Here is a 24510-nt window from a genome sequence, read left to right as displayed (position 1 = left end):
CCCGTTCGCGGCCGCCGAACCGGTGCGCAAGCGGGCCCGCGGCCGCTCGACCCGGTTCGTGCGTACGGCTGTTCGCGCAGTAGTGTGGCCGCGCGGGCGACGAGCACATGAGGGGCTGGTACGCGATGAATCTGCGCGACCTGGTGTACGGGCTGTACTCCCGCCGGGTGGAACGCCGGATCGACGTGTCGCAGGCCCCCAAGCACATCGGTGTGATCCTGGACGGCAACCGGCGGTGGGCGAAGGCGTCCGGCGGCAGCCCGGAGCAGGGCCACCGGGCCGGCGCGGACAAGATCGCCGAGATGCTGGGCTGGTGCGAGGAGACCGGTGTCGAGGTGGTCACGCTGTGGCTGCTGTCCACCGACAACCTGGACCGGCCGGCCGACCAGCTGGTGCCGCTGCTGGGCATCATCGAGGACGCCGTCACCGAGCTGGCCGCGGCCGGGCGCTGGCGGGTGCACCACGTGGGCACCATGGACCTGCTGCCGGCGCACACCCAGAGCGTGCTGAAGGAGGCCGAGCAGGCCACCGACGGCCAGGAGGGCATCCTGGTCAACGTCGCGGTCGGCTACGGCGGCCGGCAGGAGATCGCCGACGCGGTCCGCTCGCTGCTGCACGAGCACGCCGGGCGCGGCACCTCCATCGAGGACCTGGCCGGGATCCTCGACGTCGAGCACATCGCCGAGCACCTCTACACCCGCGGCCAGCCCGACCCGGACCTGGTGATCCGCACCTCCGGTGAGCAGCGGTTGTCCGGTTTCATGCTGTGGCAGAGCGCCCACTCGGAGTACTACTTCTGCGAGGTCTTCTGGCCCGCTTTCCGGAAGGTCGACTTCCTCCGGGCGCTGCGCGACTACGCCGCCCGGCACCGCCGCTACGGGGCCTGAGCGACCCGGTAAGGCGCGGTGAGCGCTGCGTGGCGGAGCGATGACCGTCGGGTGACTGTCGTATGCATCCGCATGCGCGCGGCTGTTCCAGGGCATATCACTGGCAGACCGGCATCCGGGTCCTGGTTGCCGGACCGCAAGACTCACCTCTCCCGAGGGGGTTCGTCCACACGTGGTGACCAGCAAGAACCGCCGTGATCACGACCGGCGCACATACGTACTCGACACCAGCGTGCTGCTCGCCGACCCAGGCGCCTTCACCCGCTTCGAGGAGCACGAGGTCGTGCTGCCGCTCGTGGTGGTGACGGAACTGGAGGCCAAGCGCCACCACCCGGAACTCGGCTACTTCGCCCGCCAGGCGTTGCGCACGCTCGACGAGTTCCGGATCAGGTACGGCCGGCTGGACGCGCCGATCCCGATCGGCGACTTCGGCGGCACGCTCCGGGTCGAGCTCAACCACTCGGACCCCGGGGTGCTGCCCGCGGGCTTCCGGCTCGGTGACAACGACTCGCGCATCCTCGCCGTCGCCCGCAACCTCCAGGCCGAGGGGTACGACGTGACCGTCGTCTCCAAGGACCTGCCGTTGCGGGTCAAGGCGTCCTCGGTCGGGCTGCTCGCCGAGGAGTACCGCGCGGAACTCGCCATCACCTCCGGCTGGACCGGGATGGAGGAGCTCCAGGTCGGCGCCGAGGACGTGGACACCCTCTTCGCGCAGGAGGTCGTCGACCTGCCCGAGGCGGCGGAACTGCCGGTGCACACCGGCCTGGTGCTCCAGTCCGAGCGCGGCAAGGCGCTGGGCCGGGTCACCGCGGACGGCCGGGTGCGGCTGGTGCGCGGCGACCGCGACGCGTTCGGCATCCACGGGCGCAGCGCCGAGCAGCGGATCGCGCTGGACCTGCTGCTGGACCCGGAGGTGGGCATCGTGTCGATGGGCGGGCGGGCCGGCACCGGCAAGTCCGCGCTGGCGCTGTGCGCGGGTCTGGAGGCGGTCCTGGAGCGCCGCCAGCACCGCAAGGTGATGGTCTTCCGCCCGCTGTACGCGGTCGGCGGGCAGGAGTTGGGCTACCTGCCGGGCAGCGAGGCGGAGAAGATGAGCCCGTGGGCCCAGGCGGTCTTCGACACCCTCGCGGCGGTGACGTCGAAGGAGGTCATCGAGGAGGTGGTGGCGCGCGGCATGCTGGAGGTGCTGCCGCTGACCCACATCCGGGGCCGTTCGCTGCACGACGCGTTCGTGATCGTGGACGAGGCCCAGTCCCTGGAGCGGAACGTCCTGTTGACGGTGCTGTCCCGGATCGGGGCCGGCTCGCGGGTGGTGCTCACCCATGACGTGGCCCAGCGCGACAACCTCCGCGTGGGGCGGTACGACGGCGTGGTCGCGGTGGTGGAGAAGCTGAAGGGCCATCCGCTCTTCGCGCATGTGACGCTCAGCCGGTCCGAGCGGTCGCCGATCGCGGCGCTCGTCACCGAGATGCTGGAGGACGCCGGCAGCTGAGCAATCGCCGTATCTGTCCGATAATCAGGTGAGTTGATGCTGCTGCGTCCGGGTAAACCGGGCGCAGCAGCTTAGCGTTCGGGCGGTGCGGACGCAGGGAATTACCTCCTTCCGCAGCATGTGAAGTTTGCCACTCAACCGGAAATTGCCGCACGGCGTCGGAGTACGGCAGGGTGTGAGGCTGTCAGGCCCCGCTCATGGCACTCCCGTCACCCCTCGGGGATCGGGAACGCGTCACTCACAAGTCCACATCGACGCCATGAGCCGCCCGAGCACCACGCGGACCCCGCAAGGGACTTCGCACCGGGCCAGTACCCCCGTGACCGCCCGGCCCGTACGGCGGACCGGCCCAGGGGGACCGCGCCAGGGGCACGATTCCGTCCGTGCGGTCACCAAGCGGGCGATTCCGGAAGGAAACCGTGTGAGCCGGATCTCGGTCCGGGGACTCGCGGTGGCATCTGCCACTGCGGTCACCACTGTGGGCGCCGTGGTCGGCGTCGCGTCGGGTGCAGACCAGGGCCACGGCACTGCCGAACAGCCGGTCGAAGCCGCGGGCACGACGACCCTCCTCGCGGACATCCCCGCCGGCCAGCAGGTGCAGCAGGCGTCGTTGACGGAGCAGGTACAGGCTCAGTCCGACGCGGCAGACGCCTCGGCCAGGCAGTCCGCGGAGCAGGCGGCCCGCGTCCAGGCCGCGAAGGACGCCGCCAAGAAGAAGAAGGCGGACGACGCCGCGGCGGCCAAGGCGGCCCAGCTCAAGGCGGAGGCCGGCAAGGGCGATCCGAGCGCGAGCTTCTCGGTCCAGGCTTCGTACAGCACCGCGCAGGTGCAGGCGATGGCGAAGCAGATCGTCGGCAGCGGCCAGTACATGTGCTTCTCCAACATCGTGACGCGCGAGAGCGGTTGGGACTACACCGCGACCAACGCGTCCAGCGGCGCCTACGGCCTCGTGCAGGCGCTGCCCGGTTCCAAGATGGCCTCGGCCGGCGCGGACTGGCGGACGAACCCGGCCACGCAGATAAAGTGGGGCCTGAACTACATGAACAGCCGCTACGGCAGTCCGTGTGACGCCTGGCAGTTCTGGCAGGTCAACCACTACTACTAGGATGCGGCGCCGGACCGGGGTCCGGCGCGCACCCCGCCCGATCCGGCCACTCGCGCGGCCGGATCAACCTTGTCCCGGGTAACGTCGTCTCCCACAGCAGTGCCACAGACGGCCGACGGGCCGAGGGGGAGAGCAGCGATGCCGGACAAACGCCACTGGAGCGCGACGCTCGCGTCCGGTTTGGCGAATCTCGCCGGGCGGCTGGATCAGAGACACGCCACTGTTTCCGCGCGCGACGCGGAGCACCAGGGGGCCGTGACCACCACGGCCCCCTCTGGCGTGCCCGCGCAACCCGCGCCGGACCGTCCCGAATCCGCCGCGGTACAGGCGGCGCCGCCCGTGGCGGCCCCGGCTCCTGTGGCGCCCGCGGCGCCCGAGCCGGCCGTCCCGGCACAGGCCGCCGCGCCGCAGCCGGTGCCGGACCCGGTCGCGGTGGTGCCGTGGAGCATGCGGGTCGCCGCCGAGATCGGCTGGCGGCTGCTGGTGCTGGCCGGCACCGTGTGGGTGCTGATGCGGGTGATCGGCGCGGTCCGGCTGGTGGTGCTCGCGTTCGTGGCGGCGCTGCTGATCACCGCGCTGCTCCAGCCGTTCGTGGCCCGGCTGAAACGCTCCGGGGTGCCGCGGGGGCTGGCCACCGCGATGGTCTTCATCGGCGGCTTCGTCGTCATGGGGCTGGTCGGCTGGTTCGTGGTGTGGCAGGTGATGGACAACGTCGACAACCTGTCCTCCAGCCTCCAGGACGGTATCGACCAGGGGAAGAAGTGGCTGCTCAACAGCCCCTTCCACGTCACCGACGACCAGATCAACCAGGTCGCCAACAACCTCAGCAACGCCATCGGGCACAACAGCAAGCAGCTCACGGACGCGGGGCTGCAGGGCGTCACGGTCATCGTGGAGTTCCTGACCGGCGTGCTGCTGGCGATGTTCAGCACCCTGTTCCTGCTCTACGACGGGCCGAACATCTGGAACTGGGTGCTGCGGCTCTTCCCGACCGACGCCCGGGCCGGGCTCGCCGAGGCCGGCCCGCGCGCCTGGCGGACCCTGACGCTGTACGTGCGCGGCACCGTGATCGTGGCGCTGATCGACGCGATCTGCATCGGCATCGGGATCTTCTTCCTCGGGGTCCCGATGGCGGTGCCGTTGGCGGTGGTCATCTTCCTGTCGTCGTTCGTGCCGCTGGTCGGCGCGGTCGCCTCGGGTGCGGTGGCGGTGGTCGTCGCGCTGGTCACGCAGGGGCCGTTCACCGCGCTGATGGTGCTGGCGGTGGTGCTGGCGGTGCAGCAGATCGAGGGGCACGTGCTCCAGCCGTTCATCCTCGGCCGCGCGGTGCGGGTCCACCCGCTCGCGGTGGTGCTGTCGGTGGCGGCCGGTTCGCTGATCGCCGGGATCGGCGGCGCGGTCAGCGCGGTGCCGCTGGTCGCGGTGAGCAACACGGTCGTCGGTGTGCTGCGGGCGCGGGCCAAGTCCGGTGCCACGGCGGCCGGTCCGGTAACCGGTCCGGTGGCCGAGGCGGTGGCCGCGCCCGCCGGGCAGGCTCCACCGGCTCCGGCTCCGGCTCCGGCGGCGGCCACCGGCCCGGCCCCCGCCCCCGCCGCGGACGGCGGCGCGGGAGCGGCGGGCGAGGCCGCTGCGGCTGCTGCGGCTCCAGCGGCTCCCGCCGGGCCCCAGGCCGAGGACGCGGCGGCCGAGCCGCGCGAACCGGTCGAGGACGGCGTGGAGTAGCCGCGCCGCACCGCCCTCGCCGTATCGGAACGCCCGCGGGGACCCACACCCTTTCAGGAGTGCGGGTCCCCGCGGGCGTTGCCGGGCTCCTACTCCGTGCGCAGTCCGTCCGCCCGCATCAGCCGCCACAGCGGCGGCATGCTCAGCAGGGTCACCGCGAGGATGACCGCCGCCCCGACCCCGGCCATCGTGCCGACCCCGGCCCAGTCCATCTGGAAGGGCCGCTGCACCATGGCGAGCAGCGCCGCCCCGAGCCCGATGCCGCCCGCGACGGCCAGCAGCAGCCCGAGCACCACCGGTACCGCGGTCTGCCACAGCACCGACCAGCCCAGCACCGAGCGCCTGGTGCCGAAGGCGACCAGCACCGCCAGCAGCTTCTTGCGCTCGCGCAGTTGCTCCAGCATCGTCACCAGCAGCCCGGCGCCGATGAGCGCCATCGTGAAGGCCGCACCCGCGAACAGCCCGCGGCGGATCTGGAGGAAGCTCTCCTTCGTCCGGGTGTCGTAGAGGGTGTAGATGTCCATGTCGATGCCGAGTCGGGCCACGGCGTTGCGTGCGTGCTCGATCGCGTCGGGCTGGTGCGGGTCGAGCACCACCGACAGCCGCGCGTCCAGCTCGCCGAGCGGCGCGCCGCTGACCGCCTCCGGGGTGGCCAGTACGCCCCAGGCGTGCGAGCCCGTCGCGTCCGCCCGGCTGCCGGCGCGGACGGCGGTGGCCGGGATCTGCCACAGCCGGGGGGTGCCGGTGTAGGTGTCGCCGACCGGCGCGTTGAGGTCGACCTTCGCGCCGGGCCGCAGATAGCGCTGGTAGCCGTCGTCCGCATAGCTGTCGGAGTCCGCCGGCACCAGGAAGACGCTGCCGGGCCGGCAGGCGGTGATCCGCGCCATCTGCCGCAGCGCGGCGCAGTCGCCGACGTCGACCGGCAGTTCGGTGTACTGCGTGCCCGCGCGCCCGGGCAGGCTGCTCGCGTCCGGGCGGGTCGCCTGGACCTCCCCGTAGCCGTAGACCTGCGCGACGCCCTGGGCCGCCGCGACGGACTTCGCGTCGGCGTTCAGCCGGGCGATGTTCTCCACCCGGCCGTCCACGACCGCCTGGGCGCGCTGGGTGTCGGCGCCGGTGTTGCTGACGTAGTCGTCGCTGACGCCGTTGAAGAGCATCTGCAGAGCTATCGCGCCGGCCACCGCGATGGTCACCCCGCTCACCATCCGGGCGGAGGCGCTGCTGCTCAGCTGGAGCCTGCGGGTGGCCAGTTGCCAGGACAGCGGGCCGCCGCTCAGCCGCCCCACGGTGGCCTCCACCGCCCACGGCAGCACCGCGGTCACCCCGAAGAGCAGCAGGACGGCGCCGGCGGCGACCTGGTACTCGTTGATCCCCGAGCCGTTGTGGATCTTGCCGAAGAGCGGGGCCAGCAGCGCCAGTCCGGCCGCGGGCAGCAGCAGCCGCCACCACAGCCGGCGCCGCCGGCCCAGCGCCTGGCGTACGACGCCCAGCGGCTCGATCGCGGTGCCGCGCAGACTGGCCAGGGTCACCGCTATCGACGCGAACGGCACGGCGAGCACGATCAGCACCGTCAGCGCCGGGTTCGGCGTCAGGTCCGAGGGGAAGGCCGAGACCGACACCACGCTGATGTGCGCCGCGAGTTGCCGCCCGCCCAGGAAGAGCGCGGCGCCGACGGCCAGCCCGAGCAGCGCGCCGAGCAGGGCCTCGCCGGCCGCGATCCGCCGGGTCATGCGGATGTCGGCGCCCACCAGCCGCAGCGCGGCCAGCCGCCGGTCCCGGCGCTCGCCGCCGAGCCGGACCGCGGTGCCGATGAACACCGCGACCGGCAGCAGCAGCACCACCAGCACGATGACCAGGAGCAGTTCGAGCGGCGCGCCCAGGTCCTCGGAGGTGTCGCGGGCACCGAAGCCCGTGATCCGGTCGGCGTTGCCGTGCACGTACTGGGCGTCGTGGGCCACCAACTGGTCGCTGCCGACGTAGTAGTACAGGTCGGCCGGGCCGACGAGTCCGGCCTTCCCGATGGTGCCGGTGACCTGGTGGTCCAGGCGCTCGCGCAGCAGCGGCGCGGAGGCCAGCAGCTTCTTCAGCGCCGGGGAGACCACCATCTCGCCGGGGGCGGGCCAGGCGTCCAGGCCCGGCGGGAGCTGCGCCTTCGCCCCCTCGCGCTGGAGCCGGTAGCCGGTGATGTCGTGTTCGTGGTAGGTCGTGTCGGCGTTCGCCCACAGCAGGGTGTGGTCGCTGGGGTGGGCGACGTAACTGTTGCTCGCGCTCTCCCGGGCGTACTCCTTCTGGCTGTGGGTGTGGACCATCGCCGGGACCGCCGCGGTCAGCAGCAGCAGGGTGACGCCGAGCCCCACGCCCACCGCGGTGAGCAGGGTGCGGGTCCAGCCCTCCCGCCCGCCGCCGAGGGCGAAGCGCGCGCCGAGCGCGAGGTCGCGCAGCCAGGTCCGCACGTCGGCCGAGCGCTCGGCCGGTCCGCCGCCGGACGCCGGGCGGCGGGGCCCGCCGCCGGTCGCGTCGAACCCGGCGAACGGCTCGACTTGCGCGGCCGTCTCCCGCGTACTCATGACGCCCGTTCCATGTCGCGCGACTTCCCGTCCCGCACGACGACTTCCCGGTCGGAGTAGGCGGCCACCCGCGGTTCGTGGGTGACCAGGACGACGGCCGCGCCCGTGTCGTGGGCCGCGTCGGTGAGCAGCCGCATCACGCGCTCGCCGTTGAGCGAGTCCAGCGCGCCGGTCGGCTCGTCGGCGAAGACGACCCGGGGGTCGTCGACCAGGGCGCGTGCCACCGCGACCCGCTGGCCCTGCCCGCCGGAGACCTCGCCGGGCCGCTTGGCGGCGACGTCGGCGACCTCCAGCCGCTCCAGCCACTCGGCGGCCTTCCGCTCGGCGATGCGGCGCTTGACGCCGCTCAGCCGCATCGGCATCGCCACGTTCTCCAGGCAGGTCAGCTCGGGGACGAGCTGGCCGAACTGGAAGACGAAGCCGAAGTCGGTGCGGCGCAGGGCGCTGCGCTCGCCGTCGGTCATCGCCGACAGCTCCTGCCCGCGGTAGCGGACCTGCCCGGAGTCGGGCCGCACGATGCCGGCCAGGCAGTGCAGCAGCGTGGACTTGCCGGACCCGGACGGGCCCATCACCGCGACGACCTCGCCGGCGCGGATGGTCAGGTCCGCCCCTTCGAGTGCCGCGGTCGGTCCGTACGCCTTGCGCACCTCGACCGCCTGGAGCAGCGGTTCGGGGCGTGGCGCCGCCCGGCCGCCCTGGTGCGTGCCGAACGTGTCGGCGTCGTGCGCGCCGCTTCCCCCCGTGGTCACTTGGCCACCTCCGCCGCGAGCTGGTCCAGCCGGGCCGCCGTCAGTTCCAGCCAGCGCAGGTCCGCTTCCAGGTGGAACAGGGCGTGGTCGCAGATGAGCTGGTCGGCGAGGTCGCCGTCCCGCTTGCGGCGGGTCAGCTCGCGCATCAGCCGCAGGTGTTCGGCGCGCTGGGTGTCGAGCAGGTCCACCGCGGAGCGGCCGGTCAGCAGGGCCAGGACGACCTTGGTGTACAGGGTCGTCTGGAGGTAGGGCTCGGGCTTCTCGGGCTGGGCGAGCCACGCCGCCACGTCCGTGATGCCCGCGTCGGTGATGGCGTACCGCTTGCGCTCGGGGCCGCCGCCGGGCTCTATGCCGTCCACCTCGACCAGGCCGTTCTTCAGCAGCCTGGCCATGGTCGAGTAGACCTGGCCGTAGGCGAGGGGCCGGTCGTGTCCGAAGCGTTCGTCGAAGGCGCGCTTGAGGTCGTAACCGTGGCGCGGCCCGGACTCCAGGAGCCCGAGCAAGGTCTGGCCGATTGACATGCGAGCAGACTACACCATGCGTATACATCGCGTGTATACCCACTGTGCATAACTCCTCGCATGGACGTTTTTGCAGGTCAGGCGCCTGCTGGGTGGTGCGGTCGGAACACGAAGCAGCCCCGGGGCACGGGGGCGAACACGTGTCCCGGGGCTGCGCCCGTGCGGCGGGCCGGCGCGCGGCCCACCCGGGGTCAGGGCGCCGTGACCGCCTGCGCGATCCGGTCGCCCACCGCCTGGTCGATGCTGCGCCAGTACGCGAAGGCCCGCTCCAGCACCGGCGCGCTCACCCCGTCGGACAGGTGCCCGGCGACGTTGCCGACCAGCCGGTCCCGCGCTGCGTCGTCCAGCACCTCGCGCACCAGGGTTCCCGGCTGCCCGAAGTCGTCGTCCTCCCGGTGCGCCGTGTACGCCTCCCGCACCATCTCGCCGGTCGCCTGCCACCCAGCGATGTCCCCGTACGCCTCGGGGGACGCGGCCGGGCCGCCGTAGGAGTTCGGCGCGTACGGCGCCCCGGTGCGGGCCGGATCGAAGCGCATCGGGCCGTCCTTGGCGTAGGAGTGCACCGGCACGTGCGGGCGGTTCGGCGGCAGCTGCTGGTAGTTCGGGCCGATCCGGTACCGGTGGGTGTCCGGGTAGGAGAACAGCCGGCCCAGCAGCATCTTGTCGGGGGAGGGGCCGATGCCCGGCACCATGCTCGACGGCTCGAACGCGGCCTGCTCGATGTGGACGAAGTAGTCGTCGGGGTTGGTGTCCAGCGTCATCCGCCCCACTTCGATCAGCGGGTAGTCGCCGTGCGGCCACACCTTCGTCAGGTCGAACGGGTTGAACCGGTAGTCCGCCGCGTCGTCGAACGGCATCACCTGCACCCACAGCGTCCATGACGGGTGCTCACCGCGGTCGATCGCCTCCCACAGGTCCTGCCGGTGGTAGTCGGCGTTGTGGCCGGCCATCGCGTCGGCGTCGGCCTGGGTGAGGAAGTCGATGCCCTGGTCGGTCTTGAAGTGGTACTTCACCCAGTACTTCCGGCCGGCGCTGTTGATCCACATGTAGGTGTGGGAGCCGTAGCCGTTCATGTGCCGGTAGGTCTTCGGGATGCCGCGGTCGCCCATCAGCCAGGTCACCTGGTGCGCGGACTCCGGGGAGAGGGTCCAGAAGTCCCACTGCATGTCGTTGTCGCGCAGGCCGTTGTCCGGGCGGCGCTTCTGGCTGCGGATGAAGTCCTGGAACTTGATGGTGTCCCGGACGAAGAACACCGGGGTGTTGTTGCCGACCAGGTCGTAGTTGCCGTGCTCGGTGTAGAACTTCAGGGCGAAGCCGCGCGGGTCGCGCCAGGTGTCCGGGCTGCCCATCTCACCGGCGACGGTCGAGAAGCGGGCCAGCATCCGGGTGCTGCGGCCGGGCTGGAACAGGTCGGCTTTGGTGAACTCCCGCACGTCGCCGGTCACCTCGAACCGGCCGTACGCGCCGCTGCCCTTCGCGTGCACCACCCGCTCCGGGACCCGCTCCCGGTTGAACTGGGCCATCTTCTCGATCAGGTAGTGGTCCTGGAGCAGGATCGGCCCGTCCGGTCCGACGGTCAGCGAGTGCTCGTCACTCTCCACCGCGATGCCTGCGTTGTCGGTCGTGGCCGGAACCTTCGACGTGCTCATCGCGCGCCCCTCCATGGGATTCCCGTCGGGCATGACGGTTCCCACCTTGGCCCGCACCCGGCCGCACGGCACCTGGAAGCGGGCGGCCGTACGAGGGAGCGGCACCCGTGTGAAGGGCCGTGCGGAGGAGCCCGACGAGGGTGCCCTCCTGGCAGGAGGGCACCGGTCAGAACGGCAGCTCGAACCAGACGACCTTGCCCGCGCCCAGACGGGTGGCGCCCCAGCGCTGGGCCATGCGGTTGACGAGGTAGAGCCCGCGGCCGCCTTCCTCCTCCGGGGCGGCGTGGCGCATCCGGGGCAGCAGCGGGGCGTCGTCGCCGACCTCGCAGCGCAGGACGTCGGTGCGCAGCAGCCGCAGCGTCACCGGGCGCTCGGCGTACCGCACCGCGTTGGTGACGATCTCGCTGACCAGCAGCTCGGCCGCGTCGACCTGGTCGTCCAGCCCCCAGCGGGTGAGCGCCTGCCGGACCAGCCGCCGGGCCCGCCCGGCGGTCTGCGCCTGCGGTTCGAGGAACCAGTACGCCACGTCGCTCGGCGCGATCCCGGCGAACCGTGCGGCGAGCAGCGCGATGTCGTCGTCGCGGTCACCCGGCCCGAGAATCTCCAGCACCTCGTCGCACAGCGGCTCCAGCGGCGGCGGGGAGACCACGCTCGCCGCGTCGTGCAGCCGCTCGCGCAGCATCTCGATGCCGCCCCACACGTCACGGCTGCGCGACTCCACCAGCCCGTCGGTGTACAGCAGCAGCGTCGCCCCGGCGGGCGCGGGCAGCTCCACCGCCTCGAACGGCACCCCGCCCACGCCGATCGGGGCGCCCGGCGGCACCCGCAGCACCTCGGCGAGGCCGTCGGCGTGCAGCAGCACCGGCGGCGGGTGGCCGGCGTTCGCCACCACCAGGCGGTGCGCGATCGGGTCGTACACCGCGTAGACGCAGGTCGCCATCCGGTCCTGGCCGAGCCGCTGGGCCTGCTCGTCGAGGTGGTAGAGCACCTCCTGCGGGGCCAGGTCGAGCCCGGCCAGGGTCTGCACCGTGGTCCGCAGCTGGCCCATGATCGCCGCCGACGTCATGGAGTGGCCCATCACGTCGCCGACGACCAGCGCCACCCGGCTGCCGGGCAGCGGAATCGCGTCGTACCAGTCGCCGCCGACCCGGGCGGACTCCGCGGCCGGCAGGTAGCGGCTGGCGAGCTGCACACCGGTCGGCTGCGGCAGCGAGTCCGGCAGCATCTCGCGCTGGAGCGCGTCGGCGATGTACGCCTCGCGGCCGTAGAGCACCGCCTTGTCCACGCCGAGCGCGGTGTGCGTGGCGAGTTGGGCGGCCACCAGCAGGTCGTCGGCCTCGAACGGCGGCCGGTCCGCGCGCCGCAGCAGCACCGCGGCGCCGATCACCCGGCGCCGGCCGCGCAGCGGCGCCAGCAGGGCGCGCCGACCGGTGGGCAGCGGGCCGGGCGGGTTGCCGAGCAACTCGGCCATCGCGTCGGCGGCCCGCTGCGACTCCGCGAAGACCGGGCGCACCCCGCGCAGCACCTCCGCGAGCGGTCCGTCCAGCAGCACCCCGATGGTCTCGGGGGCGCCGCCGTACGGCGTCTCCAGCGCGGGCAGGGTGCCGACCGGCACGTCCGGTGTGTCTCCCGGGCCCTCCAGCCCGCCGTCCGCCCGGCGCAGCCGCAGCCGCAGCGGGCCCGAGGGGCGCTCGTCGCCGACCGGCAGCGGCTCGCGCAGGTAGACCAGGATGGCGTCGGCGAACGCGGGCACCGCCGAGCGGCACAGCCCGAGCAGGATCTCGTCCAGGTCGAGGCCGCGGGCGATCCGGCGGGTGGCCGCGCCGACGTACCGCAGCCGGTCCGCCTCGGGGCCGGTCTGCACCGGCATCGGGATGCGCATGCCCACCGAGTCCTCGTCCGCGGTGTGCCCGGGCGCGTTCAGCGCCGTGCCCCGCGGCGGTGTGCTCACAAACGAGCTCAACGCCTCGCTCCCCTCCGTCACTGCCGGCACCCATCCCGTGTCGTGTGCCGCGGCCGGCCCCTCGGGCCGGGTCCCGCCGTGCGCCTCGCCCGGCGCCCTTTCCGCGTGGTGCTGCCCCGCCGCCGGGGCACTGTCGCTCCGCGGTGCACTGTACGCCCCGGGCCGGGCCGGTGCGGCGGGCTCGGGGGTCTGCTCGTCGTGCGCGCGGGCGATGGCCGCCGCTCCGCCGTGGTCGTGGCGGTGCGCCTCGGCCTCGGAAGTGCCCGGCGCCGCGGGGCCGGGCGGTGCCGCGGGCTCGTCCTCGGCCGGCGGCACCGGCGCGCGCAGCCCGAACCGGCCGCGCGGGTCCTGCGGGTCCTGGGCGTCCTGCGGGGGCGGCGCGGCGTGCGGCCGGGGCGGGTGTGGCGGGTCCGTGGTCACGCGAGTAGGTCCATCCGTCGGTGCTCCGCCTCGGACAGCGCGCGGCGGGGCTTCGGCCTGGGCTGGGTCAGGCGCGTCGGCAGTAGAGGAAGATCTGCTCCTCCGGCGGCACGTCGGTGCTCGCCGGGGCGTACGTGTACGACGTCTCCTTGACCACCTCGAAGCCCGCGTCCGCCACGATGCCGAGCAGTTCGTCCTTCAGATACCCCGAAACCCGGATGCTGTGCCCGAGGAAGGGGATCGAGACGTCGTCGACGTCCGCCTCCACCATGCCGAGCGCCAGCAGGCCGTCGGGCACCAGCAGGTCGCGGATGGCCGTCAGCGCGCCGGGGATCTCCGCTCTGGGCAGCATCAGCAGCGTGAAGAACGCCGCGACCGCGGCGAAGCTGCCGAGCGCCAGCGGCCCGCCCTCGACCAGGTCGGCGATGTCGGCCTGGAGGAACTCCGCCTCGGGGACGTTGGCCCTGGCCCGGGCCAGCATGCCGGCGGACAGGTCCACCCCGGTCACCCGCATGCCCGCGTCGGTGAACTGCCGGGCGGACGGCAGGCCCGTCCCGCAGCCGAGGTCCAGCACCCGGGAGCCGGCCGGCAGTTCGGCGATCAGCCACCCGCCCGCAGTGAGCTGTCCGTCCTTGTGGGGGAACGCCTCGTCGTACCGGTCGCCGATGGCGTCGAACGCCTCGGCCTGGCCGGTACGGTCCCGCCCCGCTGCCGCCGCGGGGTTGGTGGAGGGCGTGCCAACGGGCTCGTAACCGTCGGAATCCACTGCTCAGGACCTCCCTGACTGCTGTGACGCGCTGTGACGTGCTGTGACGAACGGAGCTGGTGCGGGGGTGGGGCGGGGCTGCTACGGGACGGGCGGGCGGACCGGGGTGGAACAGTGCCGGGCCGGGTGGGTCGGGTGGTGCGGTGTACGGCATATGCACAGGAGCGGCACTCGTTTGTACCCCCGTGACGTGGCGTCAAACTCTAGGCCGTGCCAGCCGATTGCGCAGGCTTCCCGGGAACGATCCTACGGTCGGCAGCCGGGGGCGTGCCAAGGGGATCGCGCCCGGCGCCCGCACCTTTGCCGCGCGCCCCGGCGGCCGGATCGCGGCGCGCCGCCGCGCGCCCGCCGCCGTACCGACGGTTACCCAAGGTCATGCCGGGGGCGGCATATTCACACCGCGGGGCGGTCCCAGTCGTCCGGCAGCGCGGGCACCGGCCACGCCGGATCGGGGCGCCAGTCCGGCCAGCCGTCGCGGAACGGCGGCGCCCAGGCCCGGATCGCGCGCACCGCGTCCTCGCCGGCCTGCCGCACCCGGGCGGCCTGCTCGGCCGGCATCAGCCCGTCGGCCTGCGCCTGCGCGAACTCGTCCTCGTCCCGCCAGTACCACGTGCGGTCCGGGTGGACGGAGATGTCGAGGAAGTGGTCCTGCGAGTCCACCCCGCCCGACCAGCGGCGCAGCGGCTCCTCCAGATTCACGTACCAGCTCTTGAAGTGCCAGCCCTGCTCCCAGAACAGCCAGACCGACCACGGCTGCCCCGGCCGGGCCAGCTTCAGCACCCCGGCGCCGAACCACTGCTCCACCGCCCGGGTGCGCGGCCTGGTGTACCGGGTGGCCAGCGGCTCCTGGTGCACCGGCGTGCCGTCGGCGAGCACCGGCTTGATGCAGCGCGTGCCGGGCGCCAGCCACACCGCGAGCAGGTCCGGGGCGTCGCGCACCACCGTCACCGGACGGCAGATGTGCACCTCGTCCGAGCCGTTGCCGCGGTAGCGCCACAGCACCTGGTCGCCGGCGGCCCAGCGGGGCGGCTGCGGTGCGTTCGGTCCGTCCGGTTGCGTGGTGTCGAGGTCGGCTGTCATGAACGGAGTTTACGGAACCCACTGTTACGGATGGGTCACCTCCCACTACGCAGCGATGATCACCGGCTACGGACGGGTCATCCGCAGCACGTCCAGGGCCGCGTCGAGCTGGGCCTCGGTCAGGGCGCCGCGCGCGACGTACCCCTCCTCGATCACGACCTGGCGGATCGTCTTCCGCTCCGCCAGCGACTTCTTGGCGACCTTCGCCGCCTCCTCGTAGCCGATGTAGCGGTTGAGCGGGGTGACCACGGACGGCGAGGACTCCGCGTACTCGCGGGCGCGCTCGGGGTGGGGGGTGATGCCGTCGACGGTGCGGTCCGCGAGCAGCCGGGAGACGTTCGCCAGCAGCCGCACCGACTCCAGGATGTTGCGGGCGATCACCGGGAGCATCACGTTCAGCTCGAAGTTGCCCGCGGCGCCCGCGACGGTGATCGCCGTGTCGTTGCCGACCACCTGGGCGGCCACCATCAGCACCGCCTCGGGGACCACCGGGTTGACCTTGCCGGGCATGATCGACGAGCCCGGCTGGAGGTCGGGCAGGCTGATCTCGAAGAGGCCGGTGCGCGGCCCGGAGGCCATCCACCGCAGGTCGTTGGCGATCTTCGTCAGCCCCACGGCGATCGTCCGCAGCTGGCCGGACGCCTCCACGATGCCGTCCCGCGCGCCCTGCGCCTCGAAGTGGTCGCGGGCCTCGGTGAGCGGCAGCCCGGTCGCCCGCGCCACCTCGGCGATCACCGCGGCGGGGAACCCGGGCGGGGTGTTGATGCCGGTGCCCACCGCGGTGCCGCCCAGCGGCAGTTCGGCCAGCCGCGGCAGCACCGCGGTGAGCCGCTCCACGCCGTACCGCACCTGGGCCGCGTATCCGCCGAACTCCTGGCCCAGCGTCACCGGGGTGGCGTCCATCAGATGGGTGCGGCCGGCCTTGACCACGCCCGCGAACTCCGCCGACTTGCGCTCCAGCGCCTCCGCGAGGTGCTCCAGCGCCGGGACGAGGTCGCCGGTGACGGCCGCGGTCGCGGCGATGTGGATCGAGGAGGGGAAGACGTCGTTGGACGACTGGGAGGCGTTGACATGGTCGTTCGGGTGCACGGGGCGGCCCAGCCGCTCGGTGGCCAGTGCGGCGATCACCTCGTTGGTGTTCATGTTGGACGAGGTGCCCGAGCCGGTCTGGAAGACGTCGATCGGGAAGTGCTCGTCCCAGCGGCCCTCGGCGACCTCCGCCGCGGCGGACACGATGGCCGCCGCCATGTCGGCCTCGATCACGCCCAGTTCCGCGTTGGCCTTCGCGGCCGCGGCCTTGATCCGCGCCAGCGCCTCGATGTGCGCGCGGCTGATCCGCTGCCCGGAGATCGGGAAGTTCTCCACGGCGCGCTGGGTCTGCGCGCCCCACTTGGCCGCCGCGGGGACCCGCATCTCGCCCATCGAGTCGTGCTCGATCCGGAAGTCGTCCATGCCCTTGCCGATGCCCTCGTCCATACCTTTTACAGTGCCGCGCTCGCCCCCTTTGTTCCCTTGCCCGTTCACTCGTTCGTGTAATGGATCACGCTCGGCCGGTGGCGTGCATATGCAGTCGCGCACCCGTTCCCGGCGGTCGAACGGCAGGTCACCGGCCCTGTTTCCGGGGCGCCTTGACCGCCCTCAGCCCTGGTCCGCCGGCGCGTCCAGATCGGACATGTCGAGCACGAACCGGTAGCGGACGTCATTGCGGGCCAGGCGGTCGAGCGCGGTGTTCACCCGGGCCGAGGGCACCAGCTCGATGTCGGCGGTGACCTGGTGCTCGGCGCAGAAGCGCAGCAGGGCCGCGGTGGCGGGGCGGCCGCCGCTCCCGGCGGAGCTGAGCTTCTTGCGGCCGATCAGCAGGTCGATGGTGTCCAAGGTGACCGGGCCGATGTGGCCGAGGAGGCTGAGCGTGCCGTCCATGGCGACGACGCGCAGGTAAGGGGACAGGTCGTGGGGCGCGGAGATGGTGTCCAGGACCACGTCGAACCGGTCCCGGACGGCCGCCATCTGCGCGGGGTCGGTGGAGACGACCAGCCGGTCCGCGCCCAGGCCGCGCGCCTCCTCGGCCTTGTCCGGGGTGCGGCTGATCACGGACGTGGTGGCGCCGAGCGCGACGGCCAGCTTGACCGCGAGGTGCCCCAGCCCACCGAGTCCGGCGACGGCGACCTTGCTGCCGGGGCCCACGCCCAGGGCCCGCAGCGGCTCCCAGACGGTGATGCCCGCGCACAGCAGGGGGGCCGCCGCGGCCGGGTCGAGGCCGGCAGGTAGGTGGTACGCGAACTCCTCGCGCACGAGGTACTCGCGGGCGTAGCCGCCCAGGGTCGTGGTTCTGTCCCGCCGGTCGCTGCCGCCGTAGGTCAGGGTCGGGAAGTCGCGGCAGAAGTTCTCCTGGCCGGCCCGGCACATCGGGCAGGTCCCGCACGAGTCGACGATGTTGCCGACCGCCACCAGGTCGCCGGGGGCGAAGCCGGTGACGGCGCTGCCGACCTCGCGGACCGTGCCGGTGAACTCGTGGCCCGGCACCAAGGCGGCACCCTCGTCGCCTTGGTGGGCGCGCGGGGCGTGCAGGGCGTGGAGGTCGCTGTGGCAGACGCCGCAGTAGTCCACGCGTATCGCGAGGTCGTCCGGGCGCAGGTCGCGGCGCCGGATCGTGGTGCGGTGGAGGGTGGGCGCCGTGGCGTCCGCCTGCCAGGCGGTGGTGGTGCGCATGGGGCTCCTTCGCGGTCTCGGATCGCAAACAAACTGTTCGGTCTGTTTCAGCGTAGGGCGCGTGGGGCGCTCCGGCAAACCGACCGTTTTGTCTGTTAACGTGGGCCCCATGCCCGGCCCCCTGTCCGACCAGCCGTCCAGCGCGCGCGGCGCCGCCACCTACCGCCGGATCGTCGACGCCGCCACGCAGGAGTTCGCCCGGTACGGCATCGCCGGGGCCCGCGTGGAGCGGATCGTCGCCGCGGCCCACACCAACAAGGCGCAGCTCTACGGCTACTTCGGCAACAAGGAACAGCTCTTCGACGCGATCTTCTTCGGCTCGCTGGAGCGCATCACCAACGTGGTGCCCATCGACGTGGAGGACCTGGCCGACTGGGCCGTGCGGCTCTACGACGAGTACCTGGCCCGCCCCGACCTCATCCGCCTCGCCACCTGGGCCCGCCTGGAGCGCCGCCCCACCGGCCACCTGACCGACGACCCCCGGCGCTACGACGACCACAAGCTCCGCGCGATCGCCGTGGCGCAGGCCGCCGGGCGGATCAGACCGGGCGACCCCTTCGACATCATGGCCCTGGTCATCGCGATGTCCATGGCCTGGTCGCCGGTGAGCAACGTGTACGCGGCCGCGGCCGACGAACCCGCCGAACTGCACGAGCAGCGCCGCGAGCTCCTGCGGGACTGCGTACGGCGGGCGGTCACCCCGTAAGCGCGCTTCCGCTCAACGCGGCGGCCCGTCCGACGAGATGACGTTTCCGGGTGTGTCCAACCAGGTGGACGTGCCCCCTGCCGTGGCGGTCAGCCCGAAGCGGTCGAGCCCCGGACGGCCCTGCGCCTGCCACCACCGCACCGCGGCCTCGACCTCCGCCCACAGCCGGCGCGGGCCGGACTGCCACACGCGGGCGGGCCGTTGGCTCCCGTGAAAGACGACGACCGCCCAGGAGGGGTCCGTGCGGCCGTAGAACCAGACCGGGCGGGTGGCACCGCGCCGGTCCGCGACCGCCTGGACACAGCCATGCAGCCGCAGGCCGAGGAGAAACGGTAGGTCCTCGATGCCGGTGCCGAGCAGGTCCGCCTCGGTCAGTTCGGTGGTGGACGGCTCGGCCACGGCGATGCCCTCGGGCGGAACGCGGTCGGTGTGCTGTACCGCGGTACGTTGCGCGCGCAGCTTCATGAACTCCACCCGCCGGGTGAACCACCCCACCGCCACCCCGTCCGCGACCTCAAGCCGGACCACGGCGTCTCCGTTGCCGAAGTGCGTCCCCCACGGTGCCACGATCAGCCCGCCCGGCGCGGTCTGCGCCATCCACGCGCGGGGGATAGCGCGGACCCCGCAGGTCGCGATCACCCGCTCGTACGGCGCCCGGGCCGCGTGTCCGGTCCGGCCGTCGCCGGTGATCACCGTCGGGTGGTGGCCGGTCCGCTTCAGTGCGGCGCGGGCCGCAGCCGCCACCGCCGGGTCCACCTCGACCGTCGTCACGTTCGCGGCGCCCAGGCGGTCGGCGAGCATCGCCGCCACCACCGACGGCATCGACGAGGACGACGTTGCCACGCGGCCCGGGCTCGTGCCCTCATGGGCGCCGTCGTCCCACTGCGTCACGATCGGTACGTCCCCTGCGGCGAACTCCCGCCACGCCGAAAGGTCGCGCGACCTCGCCACCATCACGGACCGCCGTTCCCGCATGTCGTACGGCCATATCACCTCCGGCAAGAACGCCTCCCGCGCCACCGCCCTGAACGCTTCCTCCCATCCCTCGCCCACCCCGTCGCAGTCCCACGCCTGGCTCACTTCCGGTGTGTCCCGTCCCCGGGTGGCGTCGACCCGTCCGGGCTCGGCGGTTCCTCCGGCGGTGTCCAGGGTGTCCCCGGATGCCCATCGCCGTCCCCGTCCCCGCCGGCACTGACGATCGTCCTCATCGCGTCCACGGTCCCCAACTCCTCGGCCGCTTGATGGTGTTCGGTCCATCTCACGTTAGTCGCCGCTGGAAGGCGCACCTAGCTGGTTTCCTGTTCGCGCACGTATTCGTCTCTGACTGCTTCCAATTCCGCCCGCATTTCGCTGCCGGAAAGAGCCGATGAGAAGAAGCCGTCGAACTTGTCGACGTACTCCTTGATGTCCCGAGGATCGGTCACCACCAGTTCCGCGTGGACCGTCTCGACTGTGACCAGCCGCTCGTCCCTGATGGCGAAGGAGTGCGAGGGGAAGTCGTGCTGGGGAGCCGATTGGGAGACGACACGCAGGTCGACGCTGGGAAGTCGGGACGCGTCGATCAGCCGGTCCAGTTGGCCGGTCATGACGTCGAGTGGGGCGATGCGCCAGCGGAGCACCGACTCGGTGATGACGAACCGCAACTGCTTGCCGCGGTCGTGGAGAACCTGCTGTCGCTCCATGCGAGCGGCCAGTGTGCGGGCGTGTGCGTCGGCGGTGAGTTCGTGCCGTGCCAGCACCGCGCCGATGTATGCGGGGGTTTGCCGATGGCCAGGAGGATGCTCTGGACGTCGATGACGCTCGGAGTGAGCTTGCCGGTCTCGATCTTGCTGAGCTTACTGGCGGACATGGCGGAGCCTCGGGCAACCGCCTTGGCCTCCTTGCCGGATGCTGTCCGCAACTCACGTAGAGCCGATCCGAGTTCGGTCTTCGTCACGCTTCTCCGTGCTGCTCCCACCATGTCGCGAACGGCTGCGCATGAGCGAGCGCGACGTCCCGGTACGCGACGAACTCCGCTGCCCTGTCCGGTGGCAGAACCTCGGAGCCGAGAAACGCCCCGGTCACGTCGTATCTCATCGTCGCGGCCTCCTCGCCGTCGAACAGCCAGAAGTCCCCTACGCCGTCGAGGGGGTTGAGCGCCTCGGTTGTGTCGAGGATGGAGAACTCTTCGCCCGCTGCCGCGTTCTTCCGGTAGCCCCAGCCCAGTTCGAACTTGAGGTAGGGGGTCAGTGGACGGCTGAGTACGTGGACCCGGTAGATTCGCTTGCCCGACTCGGTTGCACCCCTGACTTCCTCCACCCAGTCCGCGTTGTAGTCATCCGGCTGAGACCCGCCCGACAGATACGACCGAAATGCCTCGACGTTACCCGACCTGCTGTAATCATCCAGCGTCTCAAGTCGGAAGGCCTCACGTTCGAATGAATCGAAGAGGTCGCCCAGGGATTTAGAGGACACCATCGGCAATGGCCTTCTTCAGCAGTTCCACCGGGATCTCCACGACCCCTTCGCCCTGCGGCATGGCGAGTCCGTGATCGTCTCCCGTGTAGCCCTGGACCAGGAGAGTGCCTCGGTCGGTCCGGTAGAGCGTCGGGCATTCCTTTTTGTCACAGATCCGGGTGAGGACGGTGACCTGCATCGGTATCCCCCTTCGCGCTGGTGTTCTTTCGATCCTCAGGGCGGGGCGAGCGGCGGTCAAGGATGGGTGTGTGCGGGAACGGGAAACCGGCTGCCTTGGGTCAGTCCTGCCAGTCGAGTTGGGGGGTGGGGATGCCCAGGGTGCGGGCGTGGGTGACCGCTGCGGCGCGGGCTTCGGGGTTGCCGCGGGGGTAGTGGAAGACGCGGTCGGGGAAGACGACGTATGCCTCGGTGGGGGTATTGAAGTTGGCGTACCAGCCGCCGGTCGGCGCCAGGCAGCGCGACAGGGCGGCTGCCAGGCGCTCGGCGTCGGCCTCTTCGGCCTGGAAGTCGAGGAGGGTCCAGTGGCGGGGCTGGGCGGGTGCGGCGCCGGGTACCTCGATGCGGCGTATCCGGGTGAGGTGTAGGGGCACCTCGTCCAGGACGCTGCCGACCCGCAGGCTTTCCGCGATCAGTACGCCGTCGAGCATGCGGGTCTCCCTGCGGGGGATGGCGGTCAGGCAGTGGGGAGTTCGTCGGTGCGGACCGCGGTGACGAAGGCGGTCCAGGCGGTCGGGGTGAAGGTGAGGGTGGGGCCGTGGGGGTCCTTGGAGTCGCGAACGGGCACGGTGCCGTGGGGGGCGAGGGCGGGGGCCCATTCGAGGCAGTTGCCGCCCTCGCCGCCGCTGTAGCTGCTCTTGACCCACGCGGTGCTGCTGGGGCCGGGGATGGTGATCATCTGGCGTACTCCTCCGCGATGCCCGGCCCCCGGGCCCGTCCCGCCCCCGGGACCCCGGGTCCAGATCCGGGTCAGGCGCCCGGGCGGACCGGGATGGAGGTGAAGGTGGGGGAGGGGGCCGGGTCCTGGAAGAAGTCGTTGCCCTTGTCGTCCACGACGACGAACGCCGGGAAGTCCTCAACCTCGATCTTCCAGACCGCTTCCATGCCCAGCTCGGCGTACTCCAGGACGTCGACCTTCTTGATGCAGTCCTGCGCCAGCCGCGCCGCGGGCCCGCCGATGGAGCCGAGGTAGAAACCGCCGTGCGCGGCGCACGCGTTGGTGACCTGCTGCGAGCGGTTGCCCTTCGCGAGCATGACGAACGAGCCGCCCGCTGCCTGGAACTGCTCGACATAGGCGTCCATCCGGCCCGCCGTGGTGGGCCCGAAGGACCCGGAGGCGTACCCCTCGGGCGTCTTGGCCGGACCGGCGTAGTACACCGCGTGGTCGCGCAGGTACTGCGGCATCTCCTCGCCCGCGTCCAGCCGCTCCTTGATCTTGGCGTGCGCGATGTCGCGCGCGACGACCAGCGGCCCGGACAGCGACAGCCGGGTCTTGACCGGGTACTTGGTCAGCTCGGCGCGGATCTCGTCCATCGGCCGGTTGAGGTCGATGCGCACCACGTCGTCGTCGAGGTGCTCGTCGGTGGTCTCCGGCAGGAAGCACGCCGGGTCGGTCTCCAGCTGCTCCAGGAAGACGCCCTCCGCGGTGATCTTCGCCAGCGCCTGCCGGTCGGCCGAGCAGGACACCGCGATCGCCACCGGGCAGGACGCGCCGTGCCGCGGCAGCCGCACCACGCGCACGTCGTGGCAGAAGTACTTCCCGCCGAACTGCGCCCCGATCCCGATCTTCTGGGTCAGCTCGAAGACCTGCTGCTCCAGCTCCTTGTCGCGGAAGCCGTGCCCGGCCGGCGACCCGGACTCCGGCAGCTCGTCCAGGTAGTGCGCCGAGGCGTACTTCGCGGTCTTGAGCGCGAACTCCGCGCTGGTGCCGCCGACCACGATCGCCAGGTGGTAGGGCGGGCAGGCGGCGGTGCCGAGCGAGCGGATCTTCTCCTCCAGGAAGCGCATCATCGACGCCTCGTTGAGGACCGCCTTCGTCTCCTGGTAGAGGAAGGACTTGTTGGCGCTGCCGCCGCCCTTCGCCATGAAGAGGAACTTGTACGCGCCGCCGTCGGTGGCGTACAGCTCGATCTGGGCCGGCAGGTTGGAGCCGGTGTTCTTCTCGTCCCACATGGTCAGCGGCGCCATCTGGGAGTAGCGCAGGTTGAGCTTGGTGTACGCGTCGTAGATGCCGCGGGAGAGGGCTTCCTCGTCGCCGCCCTCGGTCAGCACCTGCTGGCCGCGCTTGCCCATCACGATCGCGGTGCCGGTGTCCTGGCACATCGGGAGGACCCCGGCCGCGGCGATGTTCGCGTTCTTCAGCAGGTCCAGGGCCACGAAGCGGTCGTTCGGGCTGGCCTGGGGGTCGTCCAGGATGCGGCGCAGCTGGGCGAGGTGGGTCGGGCGCAGGTAGTGCGAGATGTCGTGCATGGCCTCGGCCGCGAGCCGGCGCAGCGCCTCCGGTTCGACCTTCAGGAAGGTGCGGCCGTCCGCCTCGAAGGTGCTGACTCCCTCGGCGGTGACCAGGCGGTACGACGTGGGGTCCGCACCGAGCGGAAGCAGATCCGTGTACGTGAACTCGGGCATTGCGGCATCCTCACAGGCTGCGTCGACGCTGAAGCGTATTCAGAGTAGATCCCCCCGCCGCGGCCCTTCCCGGGGGGCGCCGGGGCCGCCCCCTAGGGGAGCGTTCAGGGGTCTTCGGGGTAGTCGCGATCTATCGCGTCTGTGTACCGTGGCGGAGTGGACGAATCGCCGCTCCAGAAGCCCCCACCGCCCGCGGCAGAACCCGCGGCGGCGCCCGTGACCGAGCCCGCGGCGGACCTCGCGCAACCGTCCGCCCAGCCGCCCGCGCAACCGTCCGCCCAGCCCCCCGCAGAGGCGCCCGCCCAGCCCCCCGCGCCCGCACCCGCGCCCGCGCAACCCTCCCCCCAGCCGCCCGCCGCCGGCACCCTGCGCGCCTCCGACGCCGACCGCGACCGTTTCGCCGACATCCTGCGCGAGGCCCTCGCCGAGGGCCGGCTCGACGCGTCCGAGCACTCCGAGCGGCTGGACCGGGTCTACGCCGCGAAGACGATGGGCGAACTGGAGCCGCTGGTACGGGATCTGCCCGCCGGGAACACGTCCGCCCCCGCCCCCGCGGCCCGTCCGTACGCGGTCGGCCGGACCGGCGAGAACCCCAACCTCGTGGCCGTGCTGAGCGGCGCGGAACGCAAGGGGCGCTGGCGGGTCGGCAGCCGGATCACCGCGGTCGCGGTCATGGGAGGCGTGGAGATCGACCTGACCGAGGCCACCTTCACCGCGCCCGAACTGGTCATCCACTGCACCGCGGTGATGGGCGGCATCAGCATCAGGGTGCCGGAGAACGTCACGTTGCACGGCAGCGGTGTGATCGGCGTCATGGGCGGCGCCGACGTACGCGCCTTCGAGTCGCCCGACCCGCAGGCGCCGTCGGTACGGGTCACCGGCGTCGCGTTCTGGGGCGGGGTCGAGGCCAAGGCCAAGCGCGGCAAGACCGTCGTCGACTGGACGAAGAAGCGGCTCAGCGCCTGACGTGAGCGGGGCGCGCCGGGGCCCGACGGCCGCCCGCGGCGCGCCGGCCGGGCGTCCGATACGGCGTACGCCGGAGCGACGGTCGTACGCGGGAACGAACACGGTGCGCATGAAGTCGCGCACAGCGGG

General features: G+C 72.2%; 21 protein-coding genes and 2 pseudogenes. 6 read left to right on the top strand and 17 right to left on the bottom strand.

Translation table 11 applies throughout. From position 1 onward, the window contains the following. Positions 1–125 precede the first annotated feature (125 nt). The 4 genes from WA788_RS24255 (at position 126) to WA788_RS24240 (ending at position 5206) form a co-directional block, all read left to right on the top strand. Positions 126–887, top strand: a complete 762-nt coding sequence (locus WA788_RS24255; protein WP_335980760.1) for an isoprenyl transferase — start codon at positions 126–128, stop codon at positions 885–887. A 172-nt stretch (positions 888–1059) separates the two neighbouring features. Continuing rightward, a complete protein-coding gene (locus tag WA788_RS24250) occupies positions 1060–2379 on the top strand; it encodes a PhoH family protein (RefSeq protein ID WP_335980758.1) in 1320 nt (439 codons plus the stop codon). Positions 2380–2800: 421 nt separating this feature from the next. Further along, positions 2801–3484 (top strand): transglycosylase SLT domain-containing protein, encoded by a 684-nt coding sequence (locus WA788_RS24245; protein ID WP_435124700.1) that lies wholly within the window; start codon positions 2801–2803, stop codon positions 3482–3484. A 138-nt stretch (positions 3485–3622) separates the two neighbouring features. Next, positions 3623–5206, top strand: a complete 1584-nt coding sequence (locus WA788_RS24240; protein ID WP_335980756.1) for an AI-2E family transporter — start codon at positions 3623–3625, stop codon at positions 5204–5206. Between the two features lie 89 nt (positions 5207–5295). On the opposite strand, the gene WA788_RS24235 is transcribed toward WA788_RS24240, so the two are convergent. From WA788_RS24235 to WA788_RS24195, 9 genes are all read right to left on the bottom strand, one after another. Then, the gene (locus WA788_RS24235; protein WP_335980755.1) at positions 5296–7773 is read right to left on the bottom strand and encodes an ABC transporter permease; all 2478 of its coding nucleotides are present in this window, start codon (positions 7771–7773) and stop codon (positions 5296–5298) included. Next, entirely contained in the window at positions 7770–8438 is a 669-nt protein-coding gene (locus WA788_RS24230; RefSeq protein WP_335980794.1) for an ABC transporter ATP-binding protein, read from the bottom strand. Before WA788_RS24230 ends, WA788_RS24235 begins: the two co-directional genes overlap by 4 nt. Before the next feature lie 80 nt (positions 8439–8518). Next, positions 8519–9043 carry a PadR family transcriptional regulator gene (locus WA788_RS24225; protein WP_335980754.1) on the bottom strand — a complete coding sequence of 175 codons (525 nt, stop codon included), beginning with the start codon at positions 9041–9043 and terminating at the stop codon, positions 8519–8521. Between the two features lie 191 nt (positions 9044–9234). Then, positions 9235–10692 (bottom strand): catalase, encoded by a 1458-nt coding sequence (locus tag WA788_RS24220; protein ID WP_335980753.1) that lies wholly within the window; start codon positions 10690–10692, stop codon positions 9235–9237. 166 nt (positions 10693–10858) lie between these two features. Beyond that, positions 10859–13075, bottom strand: a complete 2217-nt coding sequence (locus WA788_RS24215; RefSeq protein WP_335980751.1) for an ATP-binding SpoIIE family protein phosphatase — start codon at positions 13073–13075, stop codon at positions 10859–10861. Between the two features lie 67 nt (positions 13076–13142). Next, complete coding sequence (locus tag WA788_RS24210; RefSeq protein WP_435124686.1) at positions 13143–13841, bottom strand: class I SAM-dependent DNA methyltransferase; 699 nt, start codon at positions 13839–13841, stop codon at positions 13143–13145. A gap of 393 nt (positions 13842–14234) precedes the next feature. Next, a complete protein-coding gene (gene fomD / locus WA788_RS24205; RefSeq protein WP_335980750.1) occupies positions 14235–14921 on the bottom strand; it encodes a cytidylyl-2-hydroxypropylphosphonate hydrolase in 687 nt (228 codons plus the stop codon). Positions 14922–14987: 66 nt separating this feature from the next. Then, positions 14988–16373 (bottom strand): class II fumarate hydratase, encoded by a 1386-nt coding sequence (locus WA788_RS24200; RefSeq protein ID WP_335980790.1) that lies wholly within the window; start codon positions 16371–16373, stop codon positions 14988–14990. A 186-nt stretch (positions 16374–16559) separates the two neighbouring features. Then, on the bottom strand, positions 16560–17630 hold the full coding sequence (locus WA788_RS24195) for an NAD(P)-dependent alcohol dehydrogenase (protein WP_335980748.1): 1071 nt from the start codon (positions 17628–17630) through the stop codon (positions 16560–16562). Between the two features lie 109 nt (positions 17631–17739). Between WA788_RS24195 and WA788_RS24190 the strand changes: the two genes are divergently transcribed. Continuing rightward, the gene (locus WA788_RS24190) at positions 17740–18336 is read left to right on the top strand and encodes a TetR family transcriptional regulator (protein ID WP_435124677.1); all 597 of its coding nucleotides are present in this window, start codon (positions 17740–17742) and stop codon (positions 18334–18336) included. Positions 18337–18348: 12 nt separating this feature from the next. Here the strand turns inward: WA788_RS24190 and WA788_RS24185 are convergent, their stop codons facing one another. The 8 genes and pseudogenes from WA788_RS24185 to WA788_RS24150 all read right to left on the bottom strand — a co-directional run bounded on the left by WA788_RS24185 (position 18349) and on the right by WA788_RS24150 (position 23415). Further along, positions 18349–19416 (bottom strand): protein-L-isoaspartate(D-aspartate) O-methyltransferase, encoded by a 1068-nt coding sequence (locus WA788_RS24185; protein WP_335980747.1) that lies wholly within the window; start codon positions 19414–19416, stop codon positions 18349–18351. Between the two features lie 206 nt (positions 19417–19622). Continuing rightward, positions 19623–20096 (bottom strand): annotated as a pseudogene (locus tag WA788_RS24180) (DUF5753 domain-containing protein); the annotation flags it as partial. Between the two features lie 62 nt (positions 20097–20158). Further along, positions 20159–20296: pseudogene (locus WA788_RS24175) on the bottom strand (helix-turn-helix domain-containing protein); the annotation flags it as partial. Next, positions 20269–20793, bottom strand: coding sequence for a DUF6879 family protein (locus WA788_RS24170; RefSeq protein ID WP_335980746.1), 525 nt, complete (start codon positions 20791–20793; stop codon positions 20269–20271). The gene WA788_RS24170 and the pseudogene WA788_RS24175, both read right to left, overlap by 28 nt. Continuing rightward, entirely contained in the window at positions 20780–20971 is a 192-nt protein-coding gene (locus tag WA788_RS24165; RefSeq protein ID WP_335980745.1) for a hypothetical protein, read from the bottom strand. Before WA788_RS24165 ends, WA788_RS24170 begins: the two co-directional genes overlap by 14 nt. Positions 20972–21071: 100 nt before the next feature. Continuing rightward, positions 21072–21440 (bottom strand): hypothetical protein, encoded by a 369-nt coding sequence (locus tag WA788_RS24160; protein ID WP_335980743.1) that lies wholly within the window; start codon positions 21438–21440, stop codon positions 21072–21074. Positions 21441–21466: 26 nt separating this feature from the next. Next, the gene (locus tag WA788_RS24155) at positions 21467–21688 is read right to left on the bottom strand and encodes a DUF397 domain-containing protein (protein WP_335980741.1); all 222 of its coding nucleotides are present in this window, start codon (positions 21686–21688) and stop codon (positions 21467–21469) included. Between the two features lie 71 nt (positions 21689–21759). After that, positions 21760–23415 (bottom strand): fumarate hydratase, encoded by a 1656-nt coding sequence (locus tag WA788_RS24150; RefSeq protein ID WP_335980738.1) that lies wholly within the window; start codon positions 23413–23415, stop codon positions 21760–21762. Positions 23416–23571: 156 nt separating this feature from the next. Here WA788_RS24150 and WA788_RS24145 point away from each other — a divergent pair, with 156 nt between their 5' ends. Further along, positions 23572–24381: a DUF1707 SHOCT-like domain-containing protein gene (locus WA788_RS24145; RefSeq protein ID WP_443034088.1), complete on the top strand. Its 810-nt coding sequence runs from the start codon at positions 23572–23574 to the stop codon at positions 24379–24381. Positions 24382–24510 lie beyond the last annotated feature (129 nt).

This window comes from Streptomyces sp. CA2R106, from assembly GCF_037034245.1.
GTDB lineage: Bacteria > Actinomycetota > Actinomycetes > Streptomycetales > Streptomycetaceae > Actinacidiphila.
This window is presented reverse-complemented; position numbering and strand designations above follow the sequence as displayed.

Coding starts and splice junctions, on each gene's coding strand:
- WA788_RS24190 (WP_435124677.1), top strand. CDS start 17,740: ATGCCCGGCCCCCTGTCCGACCAGCCGTCCAGCGCGCGCGGCGCCGCC.
- WA788_RS24225 (WP_335980754.1), bottom strand. CDS start 9,043: ATGTCAATCGGCCAGACCTTGCTCGGGCTCCTGGAGTCCGGGCCGCGC.
- WA788_RS24200 (WP_335980790.1), bottom strand. CDS start 16,373: ATGGACGACTTCCGGATCGAGCACGACTCGATGGGCGAGATGCGGGTC.
- WA788_RS24220 (WP_335980753.1), bottom strand. CDS start 10,692: ATGAGCACGTCGAAGGTTCCGGCCACGACCGACAACGCAGGCATCGCG.
- WA788_RS24155 (WP_335980741.1), bottom strand. CDS start 21,688: ATGATCACCATCCCCGGCCCCAGCAGCACCGCGTGGGTCAAGAGCAGC.
- fomD (WP_335980750.1), bottom strand. CDS start 14,921: ATGACAGCCGACCTCGACACCACGCAACCGGACGGACCGAACGCACCG.
- WA788_RS24165 (WP_335980745.1), bottom strand. CDS start 20,971: ATGCAGGTCACCGTCCTCACCCGGATCTGTGACAAAAAGGAATGCCCG.
- WA788_RS24195 (WP_335980748.1), bottom strand. CDS start 17,630: ATGCGCACCACCACCGCCTGGCAGGCGGACGCCACGGCGCCCACCCTC.
- WA788_RS24160 (WP_335980743.1), bottom strand. CDS start 21,440: ATGCTCGACGGCGTACTGATCGCGGAAAGCCTGCGGGTCGGCAGCGTC.
- WA788_RS24235 (WP_335980755.1), bottom strand. CDS start 7,773: ATGAGTACGCGGGAGACGGCCGCGCAAGTCGAGCCGTTCGCCGGGTTC.
- WA788_RS24240 (WP_335980756.1), top strand. CDS start 3,623: ATGCCGGACAAACGCCACTGGAGCGCGACGCTCGCGTCCGGTTTGGCG.
- WA788_RS24170 (WP_335980746.1), bottom strand. CDS start 20,793: ATGGTGTCCTCTAAATCCCTGGGCGACCTCTTCGATTCATTCGAACGT.
- WA788_RS24150 (WP_335980738.1), bottom strand. CDS start 23,415: ATGCCCGAGTTCACGTACACGGATCTGCTTCCGCTCGGTGCGGACCCC.
- WA788_RS24255 (WP_335980760.1), top strand. CDS start 126: ATGAATCTGCGCGACCTGGTGTACGGGCTGTACTCCCGCCGGGTGGAA.